Origin of the sequence: Streptomyces sp. AK08-02 (genome assembly GCF_033795085.1) — a bacterium.
In the GTDB taxonomy this organism is placed as follows: domain Bacteria; phylum Actinomycetota; class Actinomycetes; order Streptomycetales; family Streptomycetaceae; genus Streptomyces; species Streptomyces echiniscabiei.
In genome coordinates this window covers 339,910-349,897 of record NZ_JARAZV010000013.1, presented here as the reverse complement: position 1 = coordinate 349,897, position 9,988 = coordinate 339,910, and the positions used below count along the sequence as shown (strand labels likewise).

Annotated in this window: 14 protein-coding genes; 4 read left to right on the top strand and 10 right to left on the bottom strand. The window is 69.6% G+C overall.

Going from position 1 to position 9,988, the window contains the following annotated elements; all coding sequences use genetic code 11:
- From PV734_RS28005 to PV734_RS27995, 3 genes are all read left to right on the top strand, one after another.
- On the top strand, positions 1 to 852 hold an 852-nt coding region (locus tag PV734_RS28005; RefSeq protein WP_319292544.1), incomplete at its 5' end, for a toxin glutamine deamidase domain-containing protein.
- On the top strand, positions 852 to 1,118 hold the full coding sequence (locus PV734_RS28000) for a hypothetical protein (protein WP_319092032.1): 267 nt from the start codon (positions 852 to 854) through the stop codon (positions 1,116 to 1,118). The genes PV734_RS28005 and PV734_RS28000, both read left to right, overlap by 1 nt.
- 199 nt (positions 1,119 to 1,317) lie before the next feature.
- Positions 1,318 to 1,581 (top strand): hypothetical protein, encoded by a 264-nt coding sequence (locus PV734_RS27995; RefSeq protein WP_319092033.1) that lies wholly within the window; start codon positions 1,318 to 1,320, stop codon positions 1,579 to 1,581.
- A 300-nt stretch (positions 1,582 to 1,881) separates the two neighbouring features.
- Here PV734_RS27995 and PV734_RS27990 read toward each other — a convergent pair whose 3' ends face one another.
- The 4 genes from PV734_RS27990 to PV734_RS27975 are packed head-to-tail and all read right to left on the bottom strand — an operon-like array spanning position 1,882 to position 5,062.
- Entirely contained in the window at positions 1,882 to 2,697 is an 816-nt protein-coding gene (locus PV734_RS27990) for a class I SAM-dependent methyltransferase (protein ID WP_319292543.1), read from the bottom strand.
- Between the two features lie 43 nt (positions 2,698 to 2,740).
- The gene (ppk2, locus tag PV734_RS27985) at positions 2,741 to 3,625 is read right to left on the bottom strand and encodes a polyphosphate kinase 2 (protein WP_319292542.1); all 885 of its coding nucleotides are present in this window, start codon (positions 3,623 to 3,625) and stop codon (positions 2,741 to 2,743) included.
- Between the two features lie 32 nt (positions 3,626 to 3,657).
- A complete protein-coding gene (locus PV734_RS27980) occupies positions 3,658 to 3,891 on the bottom strand; it encodes a hypothetical protein (protein ID WP_319092036.1) in 234 nt (77 codons plus the stop codon).
- A gap of 16 nt (positions 3,892 to 3,907) precedes the next feature.
- Complete coding sequence (locus tag PV734_RS27975; protein ID WP_319292541.1) at positions 3,908 to 5,062, bottom strand: inorganic phosphate transporter; 1,155 nt, start codon at positions 5,060 to 5,062, stop codon at positions 3,908 to 3,910.
- A gap of 107 nt (positions 5,063 to 5,169) precedes the next feature.
- On the opposite strand from PV734_RS27975, the gene PV734_RS27970 reads away from it, so the two are divergent.
- Complete coding sequence (locus PV734_RS27970; RefSeq protein WP_319292540.1) at positions 5,170 to 5,958, top strand: VOC family protein; 789 nt, start codon at positions 5,170 to 5,172, stop codon at positions 5,956 to 5,958.
- A 351-nt stretch (positions 5,959 to 6,309) separates the two neighbouring features.
- On the opposite strand, the gene PV734_RS27965 is transcribed toward PV734_RS27970, so the two are convergent.
- From PV734_RS27965 to PV734_RS27940, 6 genes are all read right to left on the bottom strand, one after another.
- Positions 6,310 to 6,591: a hypothetical protein gene (locus PV734_RS27965; protein ID WP_319092039.1), complete on the bottom strand. Its 282-nt coding sequence runs from the start codon at positions 6,589 to 6,591 to the stop codon at positions 6,310 to 6,312.
- A complete protein-coding gene (locus PV734_RS27960; protein ID WP_319292539.1) occupies positions 6,588 to 6,926 on the bottom strand; it encodes a DUF952 domain-containing protein in 339 nt (112 codons plus the stop codon). Before PV734_RS27960 ends, PV734_RS27965 begins: the two co-directional genes overlap by 4 nt.
- Before the next feature lie 141 nt (positions 6,927 to 7,067).
- Positions 7,068 to 7,283 carry a hypothetical protein gene (locus PV734_RS27955; RefSeq protein WP_319092041.1) on the bottom strand — a complete coding sequence of 72 codons (216 nt, stop codon included), beginning with the start codon at positions 7,281 to 7,283 and terminating at the stop codon, positions 7,068 to 7,070.
- A gap of 45 nt (positions 7,284 to 7,328) precedes the next feature.
- A complete protein-coding gene (locus PV734_RS27950; RefSeq protein WP_319292538.1) occupies positions 7,329 to 7,913 on the bottom strand; it encodes a dihydrofolate reductase family protein in 585 nt (194 codons plus the stop codon).
- Positions 7,914 to 7,984: 71 nt separating this feature from the next.
- On the bottom strand, positions 7,985 to 8,602 hold the full coding sequence (locus PV734_RS27945; RefSeq protein WP_319092043.1) for a GNAT family N-acetyltransferase: 618 nt from the start codon (positions 8,600 to 8,602) through the stop codon (positions 7,985 to 7,987).
- A 180-nt stretch (positions 8,603 to 8,782) separates the two neighbouring features.
- Entirely contained in the window at positions 8,783 to 9,895 is a 1,113-nt protein-coding gene (locus PV734_RS27940) for a family 2 encapsulin nanocompartment cargo protein polyprenyl transferase (protein WP_319092044.1), read from the bottom strand.
- Positions 9,896 to 9,988 lie beyond the last annotated feature (93 nt).

Sequence of the window (9,988 nt, the reverse complement as noted above, 5' to 3'; positions counted from 1 at the left end):
AACAACACACCCACTCTGTACACCGACCCGAGCGGCCGGACACCTGTACCGGGCGACAACGGCAACGGCAAGGTCGACAGCCTCGGCGAAGGTCTGAAGGTCTTCGGCGACGGTTTTCTCGAAGGGCTCAAGATGCCTTTCGAGTTCGTCGGTGACGCTTACGACGCTGCCACCGGACAGAACGGCGGGGCGGGAGCCTTCGCCGACAAGTACCTCCCCGTGCGCCCTGCATACCGGCTGTACCGGGCCGAGAGCATGCTCCGTCAGCAGGGCTGCGACGCGCTTGCCGACCTGTACGCGGACGCGGCAGACGAACTCGTGCAGCAACTCGCGGTCACGGGGCTTGGCGGGCTTACAGGGTGGCGGCGAGCAGCTGTGTTCCCGGAGGAGGCCGGGGCGGTTGGGAACCTGAGATTCGGACCTGGTGGCGGAGGCGTCACGCTTGGATACGGAGGCATTCCGTACAAGACGCCCATCACACCGCAGCTCAAAGCTGCAGTGAACCCTCAGGGCGGTGGGCAGAACTGCCGTGCGTGCGCAGTGGCCGTGGACCATCTACTGCGGGACGGCTCTCGCTCAGTGGCCCCAGGGAAGCTGCAGGCTGGCTCCGTCGGGCCCATTGAGGCCATCTATGGGCGGAGATTCAAGGGGACCACGCTCTCGGGTATCGTCAACGAGATTAAGTCGGCCGGTAACGGTGCACGGGGCATCGTGGTAGGAGCGAAGGGCAAGTTCGCTCATGCCTTTAACGTCGTGAACGTCGATGGAGACGTCGTCTTCCTGGACGGCCAGACTGGACATGCCAACCATCTCTCGACGTGGCGCAACTTCTCCCTGCTGAGGACGGATTGATGCTGGACATCGAAGAGGCGACCAGCCTGGCCCAGAAGTTCCTGGAAGAGGAAGTGAGTCATGAGGGAATGACTTTCGGACTTGCTGAAGGCGAGTGCGCCCAGATTGGAAGCACGATCTACTTCGGCTGTCAGTCAGTTTCATACCTTCGCAGTGGAGACATGAAGGACATGGCCGTTGGCACAGGCTATGTCTGCGTCGACGGAGAGACCGGCGACTGTCGCATGCTGGGCGCCATCGAGTCTGCCCAGCTGGATCTGTTCTGACGCTGAGGGCGGCGGCCCGCGACGATCACCGTCGTGGGCCGTTGGCCCAAGCAGGAGGCCGCTCACGGACGTACCGTGCGTCTCTGCATACGAAGCATGCGGGGCACCACCCTGCCACCGCTCTGTCCACCGCCCAACCTCCGAAGGTGCGGCACCTGGACAAGAGCTCCGTATCCGAGTTCGGCACGAGGACCACATCATGAACGACGCGGACAAGAGTGAACCCGAGAGCGTGACCGAAGGGCCGAGGTTGTGGCAGGTGAAAATCGCCTTGATGGCAACACCGGCCAAGCACGAAGAACTCATGGACCGGCTGGTAGACGTACTGTGCCCGGACCCGGGGCATGAAGGTCCGTGTCCCATTCCCTGGGCCATGCACAGCGTGAACGGCGATTCCCTTTCAGCGAAGAAGCGAAAGGCTCTCCTGAAGGAGATCGAGGAGACCAACGGGGATCCGACCTGACGCCACGGCACTCAGTGAGGAGCTCTCCCTCCTGACTGCTCAACCCTGCGCTCTGGTCGACAGCCAGTCCGCACACAGTCCGCAGGACACCCACTCAAGACCGTCGCACCCCATCGCCAGCAATCGCTAAAAGGCAAGGTCAGCGACCCAAAGGGAAGATCCCCGCAGGTCACTGATCTGGCCGATTACTTGGAGACCAAGAAGGCCTGAACAAGCCTTCGGGAAAGGGCCGGTCGACTTCGACCGGCCCTTTTCGCTGCCCTGCTGGTGCTGCCTGTTGGTGCTGCCGTGCGAGCCCGCTCAGCGTCGGCATACGAGGATGCCCGCCCGGCAGCCGACCTCGAAGGCGCCCCGGCGGGCGATCCGGTCGGTGACGATGGCGCGGGCCCGCTCGACCGTCGCCTCGAAGGGCGCGTCGTACTGGTCCGCCCAGGCCCGGTACGACGCCAGGTACGCGACGACCGGCCCTGGATCGCGGACCGTGAGGGTGCTGGCGAGCTCGATCGTCCGTACCCGGCCGAACTCCTCCCCGAGGAAGGCAGGGGCCTTCTCCAGAGAGAAGGGGGCGCCGATCGAGAACCGGGCCGGCTCACGTCCGGCGCCGAGCACATCGCTCGCGGCCCGGTGGAACAGCTCGTCGAGTTCGGCCTTGTCGCCGGCACTGTTGGTGGAGACGATCACCAGCCCGTCCGGGGCGACGACGCGCGACAACTCCCGTACCGCCTGGGGGATGTCGGGCACGTGGTAGAGCATGTGCATCGCCAGGGCCGCGTCCGCGCTCCCCGTGGCCAGCGGCAACCGCGTGACGTCCGCCACGGCGACCGGGCCGGCGACGGTGGCGAGGATGCCCGGGGAGAGATCCAGGCCGAGCAGGGACAGCTCGGGCCGCTCCGCGCGCAGCCGCTGGAGGTACGTGCCGTTGCCGCAGCCGACGTCGACCACACGCCCGCCGCCCCGCACCCCGGCCAACTGTCCGGCGACGATGCCCGACAGGTCGTGACGGGGTGTCTGCCACCGGTAGATCGACTGCCGGGCGGCCAGGTCCCGGTCACTGCTGTACGCGCTGTCGGCGAGGCGGGTGCGGTCGGTGGCGGAGGAGGGGATGCGGTCGGTCACGTCAGCGGCTCCCGGTGGATGTGGGTCTCAGGCGGCGCGGGGCTCACACGCCGTCGTCATCCTCCCCCGCCTCCAGCAGGTTGGCCGCCGCGCCCACGATGCGCGGGTCGGGGCTGCCGACGACCTCCTCGTCCTTGTCCGTGTAGTCGAAGCGGGCCAGGACGCTGCGCATCGCCTCCACCCGCGCCCGCTTCTTGTCGTTGCTCTTCACCACCGTCCAGGGGGCCTGTTCGGTGTCCGTCGCCCGGAACATGGCGACCTTGGCCGCCGTGTAGTCGTCCCAGCGGTCCAGGGAGGCGAGGTCCATGGGGCTGAGCTTCCACTGCCGTACGGGGTCGACCTGGCGGATCGTGAAACGCGTGCGCTGCTCGCCCTGGGAGACCGAGAACCAGAACTTGATCAGGTCGACGCCGTCGTCGGCGAGCATGCGCTCGAACAGCGGGGTCTGGCGGGTGAAGCGGCGGTACTCGTCGTCCGTGCAGAAGCCCATGACGCGTTCGACACCGGCCCGGTTGTACCAGGAGCGGTCGAAGAGGACTATCTCGCCTGCGGTCGGGAGGTGTTCGACGTACCGCTGGAAGTACCACTGGCCGCGTTCGCGTTCGGTGGGCTTCTCCAGGGCCACCACACGGGCGCCGCGCGGGTTGAGGTGCTCCGTGAACCGCTTGATCGTGCCGCCTTTTCCGGCCGCGTCCCGGCCTTCGAAGACGACGACCAGTCTGCGTCCGGTCTGCTTGATCCAGCTCTGCAGCTTCAGCAGTTCGATCTGCTGGAGCCGCTTGTGCAACTCGTACTCCCCGCGTTCCATGCGCTGGGCGTACGGGTAGTTCTCGCGCCAGGTCTCGACCGGGCTGCCGTCCGGCCGGATGAGGACGGGCTCGTCGAGGTCGCTGTAGTCGACCTTCAGCCCGTACATCAGTGCTGTCATACCTTCGGCCTCCTGGGCATCGACATCAGCGGTCAGTGGAACTGCGGCACGATCAGATAGATGCCGTACGCCACCACGGCCGCGCACGCCAGGAAGCACAGACCGGCCTGGGTGAACCCGAGCGCTTGGGTACCTTCGTCATTCTCACGCGCACCCTCGACCCGTGCGAGTCCAAGGACGCCGAAGGCGAAGACGACTACCACGGCGACGGTGACCCCGAGGCTCACGGCGGCGACCTGGCCCAGTGCTGTCCAGTCCAGCTTCATATGGGTTCTCCCTCGCTCACGCGGCCGTACCGACGGTCGTCGGCGCCGTCGACCTGATGCTGACCTCGTGGGTGTCGTTGACGTTGTGCGCGTCGACCGGGTTGCGGCGCGCGGCGAGGACGATGCCCGCCGCCACCGCGACGGCGACCAGCGCGACGACCACGGTGCCGAAAGTGCCGCCGTACCTGACCGCGCCCGCGGAGACCCCGCCGACCAGTGCCGCGGCGGGCAGGGTGATCAGCCACGCCATGACCATGCGGCCCGCGACACCCCAGCGCACCTCCGCCAGCCGCCGGCCCAGGCCCGCGCCCAGGATGCTGCCCGAGGCCACCTGGGTGGTGGACAGGGCGAAGCCGAGGTGGGCGGAGGTGAGGATGACGGCCGTGGACGCCGTCTCGGCGGCGAAGCCCTGCGGCGACTGGATCTCGGTCAGCCCCTTGCCCATGGTCCGGATGATCCGCCAGCCACCCAGATAGGTGCCCAGGCCGATGGCGAGACCCGCCGAGGCGATCACCCACACCGGCGGGCCGGCGTCGTGGCCGAGCGCACCCGCCGAGATCAGGGTCAGGGTGATGATGCCCATGGTCTTCTGCGCGTCGTTCGTGCCGTGCGCGAGGGAGACGAGGGAGGCGGAGGCGATCTGGCCGGCCCGGAATCCCCTGGTCACCGAGTCCTTGCGGGCGCGGGCCGTGAGCTTGTAGGCGAGGTACGTGGCGATCAGGGCCGCGAGGCCGGCCACGAGCGGCGAGGCCAGCGCCGGGATCAGCACCTTCTCGACGACCTTCGTGAAGTGCACGCCCTCGGCGCCGGCGCCCACCCACACCGCGCCGATCAGCCCGCCGAACAGAGCGTGCGAGGAACTCGACGGCAGCCCCACCAGCCAGGTCAGCAGGTTCCACAGGATCGCCCCCACCAGCCCCGCGAAGATCATCCCGGGGGTTACGAGGGTGTCGTCGACGATGCCGCCGGAGATCGTCTTCGCGACCTCGGTGGACAGGAACGCGCCGACGATGTTGAGGACTCCGCCGATCAGGACCGCTGTTCTCGGTTTCAGGGCGCCGGTGGCGATGGAGGTGGCCATCGCGTTGGCCGTGTCGTGGAATCCGTTGGTGAAGTCGAAGGCCAGGGCCGTCACGATGACGACCGCCACCAGGAACGTGATGTGGTCCATGTGTTCGATGGAAGCAAGCGCAGACATATTCGCGGCGAACTGCGGGCAAAGCCTGTTCCTGGAAAAAACGCAGGTGACGTGGAAGTCCGCCACCCTACGATCACTTCATGAGCGACCTCATCGGCACCGAGAGCGGCATCCGCTGGACCTATGCCTTCGTCGACCGGCCCGCCGAACTCCTCGGCGCCGCCCAGGCGTTCTGGACCGCCGTCACGGAGACCCGGATGTCGGAGACCCGGGGTGAGCAGGGCGAGTTCGTGACCCTGCTACCGGGTGCGGGCGACGCCTGCGTCAAGGTCCAGGGGGTGGCCTCCGCGGACGGCGGCGCCCATCTCGACCTCGCCGTCGAGGACGTCGACGCCTTCGTCGGATCGGCGTCGGGGCTCGGCGCGAAGGTCGTCGCCGCGCACGACGGCTGGACCGTGCTGAGCTCACCCGCCGGGCAGCTGTTCTGCGCCGTGCCCTGGCACGGGGAGTCGGTGCGGCCCGCTGTGGTGGACGGCAGCCGCCTCGACCAGGTGTCCATCGACATCCCGCCCGCCGCCTACGGCACGGAGATCGCCTTCTGGGAGCGCCTCACCGGCTGGGACTCCCTCGCGGGCTCACTCCCGGAGTTCCACGTCCTCAGGCCCCCGGCCGGCCTCCCGATCCGCGTCCTCCTCCAGCGCCTCGACACCGACCGGGCCGCCGCCTCCGCCCACCTGGACCTGGCCTGCGCCGACATCGCGGCGACCCGCGCACGTCATGAGCGACTGGGCGCCACGTTCGTCGCCCGGCACACCCACTGGACGGTGATGCGCGACCCGGCGGGCGGCACGTACTGCCTCACCGGCCGCGACCCCGAGACGGGCGGCCTGCCACCGAAGCGGACGGCGGTGACGGACCACCTCGCCTAGGAACGGGGGGTTGGAGGTGCTCGCGAAGGAGTAAGTGCAAGGTCGGATTACCTCGATCGTGTGATCGTTCGCGTGCGGGCTTGTGGTGGTCTGGGCTGTTCGGGTTAACGTGATCGTGCGACCTGGGACACCGGGTACGGCGTCAGCGTGCGGGGCCCCTGCTCCACCAGAGGATGGTTCAGGGCCTCCCCGTCGCCTCCGGCCGTACCCACCTGGCCAGGTCGCGCAGGGAACTGGCCTCCCGGGCCCGGACCACGCACACGATGCGTGTCGCCACCCGGGGTCGAGTACGCCGGGGACCAGCTCGCCCAAGACCGTTCGGGGCGCGCGGCTGAACGGACTCACTCTCGCTCAGTCCACAGGAACGGTCTCTCGCACACACACCACGATCGCTCGGGGCGTCTCCTCCGGCGTCGGGGAAGCCCCAGGTGTCGCCGAACACAGGCTGGTCAGGTCCTTCGGGTTCCCCGCGTTCCGGCCCACCAGCGGTGTCGGCCCGTTGCCGTCCGTCCTGTGCCGGGCGGGCGTCTCCGGCGGCTGCGCCGAGTCCCGCAGCCACAGGGTGAGCACACCCCCGACGACCACTGTGACCACCCACACGAGCACGGCCGACCGCCACGCTCTACGGCTCACCCCCACGCCTCGACGTCCACCACGGCGGTCACCGGGATCGGCCCGTACACGTGCGGGAACTCCTCGGCGCCCGGCTCCGGGGCTTCGTACTTCAGGGGTACGTCGAGTCGCACGGGGTCCACGACCAGCACCACCAGGTCGTCGGGGCCGTCGTAGGAGCCGTACAGGAAGGCTGCCACGCCCGGGAGTTGGGCTCGGGTCGAGCAGTGGATGAAACCCTCCTCCCGAAGAGTGCGGCCACGCGTCGACATCTCGTAGGTGCCGCGCTCGCGAGCGGCGTCCCAGAGGGCGCGTTCGGTGATGTGGAGTACGTACGGGAGCGAACGTTCGGGCATGAAGCCAAAATAGCGCGGCGGGCGCGAACGCTCACCCGTCCCCGTCCAGGGCAGAGCGGATCGTCCTCGGTCAGGCCGTCGCGCCCCGGCCGCTCCGGGCGTCCTGGTCCGCCCGCGTCCCGCACACCGTCACCAGGTACGTCAGGACCGCTCCGTCGGCTCGGGCCGCCGTGGTCGGACGGCTTCCCCGGAGCCGTCCTCGGCCTCGGCGGCCGGATCGACGTACGCCTCGCACTCGGTGTTCCGGCACGGTCCGGCGACCCACTTCGGGACCCAGGCGCCCAGGGTCTTGTACCGCCTGACCACCGTGGTCACATGCTGTCCGCAGACGGGACAGTCGTGCTCGTCTCTGCCCATGCCCTCAGGGTATTGCGGGACCGGCCGGGGCGCTCCCCCGCCGGTTCAGCGCTTTCTGCGGTACGTCCGCACGAGCACTCCGTTCTTGAACGGGCGCAGCTCGTCGAGGACGAACTCCGAGACGTCGAAGCCGGTGCCGAACATCGGCATGCCGGTGCCCAGGGCGATCGGGTACGTCTTGATGACGAGTTCGTCGATCTCGTCGTGCAGCTCACCCGCGACATGGGATCCACCGCACAGGTAGATGCCCAGCCCGCCGTCCTCCGCCTTGAGTCCGCGGACCCTGGCGGCCAGATCGGCGGCGATGATCTCGACGTGCGGGTCGGGCGACTCCCGCAGGGTGCGCGAGGCGACGTACTCGCGCAGGTGTGCGTACGGGCTGGTGATGCCCTCCTTCAGGGCCACCTCGTAGCTGGCCCGGCCCTGGACGACGGTGTCGAAGCGGCGGTTGGGGAGGTCGTCGAGGCCGAGGGCGCGGCGGCCGGCGGTGGCGATGGTCTCGGGGTACTCCGTCCGCAGGAACTCCAGGAACGGCTCGTCGACGAAGGGATACATGAAGGAGGCGTCGCCGCTCTCGTCCCCGATGAAGCCGTCGATCGAGCAGGCGACGAAGTAGGTGAGCTTTCGCATGCCGTTCTCTTTCCGCTCTCTTTTCGCGGACGAAGGCGTGGAGTGTCCGGGAGGGGATGGTGGAGTGGGGATCAGGCCTGGGGCTCGCGCCACATGGGCCACATCCGGGGGCCGTCCGGGAGGTCGAGGGGGCGGCCGAGGTGGACGAAGCCGAGGCGCTCGTACAACGTGCGGCTGCGGGCGCTGCTCGCCTCCAGATAGGCGGCCACTCCTTCGCGGTCGCAGCGCTCCAGGACGTGCTGGACGAGAGCCGCGCCCAGCCCCCGCCCCTGGCTGTCCGGCGCGACGCCGATCATCCACAGGTATTCGTGGGCCCGGTCGGAGGGGTGTATGGCGGCCGTGAGCTGCCCGATCAGTTCCACGCGCTCGTTGTCGGGATCGACGGCCTCGCGCAACCGGGCCGCGTCGCCGTTCTCCTCCGCCGCTCCTTCGTTTTCGTTCTCCGGGTGTGCGTCGGCGGGGACGGACAGCCACAGGGCGCACCCCGTGCCGTCCTCGGTGAGGTCGACGCGTCCTTCGGCGAGCACGATGTCGAGGAAGGCGGCCATCAGTTTGGGATGCGTCGCGCGGCGGTGCCCCTGCTCCGGGAAGACCCAGCCGCTCACCGGATCGTCCTGGAACGCCTCGTCCAGCAGTCGGACCACCAGCTCCCGGTCGTCCTCGCCCGCCGTCCGTATCGCCACGCCCATGCCCGCCCCTTTTGTCTCAACCACCGTTGATCGTATGGCGGTTGAGCGTAACCGGTGTGCGAGATGTGACGGGCCCCGCACACCGTGGGGATGTGCGGGACCCGCCGCCGGAGCGCCGCCTCGGAGAGCACGGAGTCAGGGCCGTGCGCCCCGCCGCGGGTGGCGGGTGTCTCCGGGGCCTCAGGTGGTGCGGCGGGTCACGAACTCGGCGAGCGACAGGAGGCCGCCGGCCGCCTCCGGGTCGGGGACCGCACGGGACAGCTCGTGTATCGCGCGGGCCATCCGGTCGGCCGCCTGGAGCTGTGCCCAGTCCCGGCCGCCCGCCCGCTCGACGGCCAGCACCGTCCGCTCCAGCGCCCCTTCCTGCCCCTCGTCGTACGGGACCGCGTACAACTCGGCCAGTTCCCTGGCCGCCGGTGTGCCGGAGGCCAGCGCGGCGACCACGGGCAGGGACTTCTTGCGGGCGACCAGATCCGCCCCGGCCGGCTTGCCGGTGCGGCTCGGGTCCCCCCATATCCCGATCACGTCGTCGATGAGCTGAAAGGCGAGCCCGGCCTCCCGGCCGAACGCGTCCATCGCCTCGACGTCCGCGGCCGATCCGCCCGCGTAGAGCGCCCCGAGGGCGCAGGCGCAGCCGAGCAGCGCGCCCGTCTTGGCCTCGGCCATGACGAGGCACTCGTCGAGGGTGACCTCGCCGGGGCCCCGCTTCTCCATGGCCGTGTCCGCGTGCTGCCCCTCGCACAGTTCGACCACGCAGGACGCGAGCCGGGCCGCGGCGGTGGCGGACGCGGGGTGCGGGTCCTCGGCGAGCAGCCGCATCGCCAGGGCGTGCATGGCGTCTCCCGCGAGGATCGCGTCGGCGTCGCCGAACACGGTCCACGCGGTGGGCCGGTGTCTGCGGGTGGTGTCCCGGTCCATGACGTCGTCGTGGAGCAGGGTGAAGTTGTGCACCAGCTCCACCGCGGCAGCCGCCCGTACCGCCGGCTCCCGTCGGCCGCCGAGTGCCGCGGCCGCGGTCAGCACGAGCGCGGGGCGGATCGCCTTGCCCGCGTTGCCCGCCGCCGGACTGCCGTCCGCGTGCTCCCACCCGAAGTGGTGGAGCGCGACGCGGCGCATGGCCCCGGGCAGCGACTCGATCGCCCCGCGCAGCACGGGATCGACGACGGCCCGGGCCCGCTCCAGGATGAGCTCGGCGTCCTGCCCGTCCGCCCCGGCGGGCTGAACCTGTGCCTCGCCCTTCCCCCGTACCTGTGCGGGGAGGTCGTCCTGCCCCGCGTCGTGCCTTGCTCCCACGGCCGGCCGCTCCCGTCCCCCGGACTCCGGGGATCTCTCCGCACGCCTCCGAGCCGGACTGCCGATGGAGTTCCGCCTCTCCGGGTCCAGAGT

Bases quoted from the DNA above. Each gene is read 5' to 3' on its own strand.
- PV734_RS28000 (WP_319092032.1), top strand. From the start codon at position 852: ATGCTGGACATCGAAGAGGCGACCAGCCTGGCCCAGAAGTTCCTGGAA.
- PV734_RS27995 (WP_319092033.1), top strand. From the start codon at position 1,318: ATGAACGACGCGGACAAGAGTGAACCCGAGAGCGTGACCGAAGGGCCG.
- ppk2 (WP_319292542.1), bottom strand. From the start codon at position 3,625: ATGACAGCACTGATGTACGGGCTGAAGGTCGACTACAGCGACCTCGAC.
- PV734_RS27980 (WP_319092036.1), bottom strand. From the start codon at position 3,891: ATGAAGCTGGACTGGACAGCACTGGGCCAGGTCGCCGCCGTGAGCCTC.
- PV734_RS27975 (WP_319292541.1), bottom strand. From the start codon at position 5,062: ATGGACCACATCACGTTCCTGGTGGCGGTCGTCATCGTGACGGCCCTG.
- PV734_RS27970 (WP_319292540.1), top strand. From the start codon at position 5,170: ATGAGCGACCTCATCGGCACCGAGAGCGGCATCCGCTGGACCTATGCC.
- PV734_RS27960 (WP_319292539.1), bottom strand. From the start codon at position 6,926: ATGCCCGAACGTTCGCTCCCGTACGTACTCCACATCACCGAACGCGCC.
- PV734_RS27955 (WP_319092041.1), bottom strand. From the start codon at position 7,283: ATGGGCAGAGACGAGCACGACTGTCCCGTCTGCGGACAGCATGTGACC.
- PV734_RS27950 (WP_319292538.1), bottom strand. From the start codon at position 7,913: ATGCGAAAGCTCACCTACTTCGTCGCCTGCTCGATCGACGGCTTCATC.
- PV734_RS27945 (WP_319092043.1), bottom strand. From the start codon at position 8,602: ATGGGCGTGGCGATACGGACGGCGGGCGAGGACGACCGGGAGCTGGTG.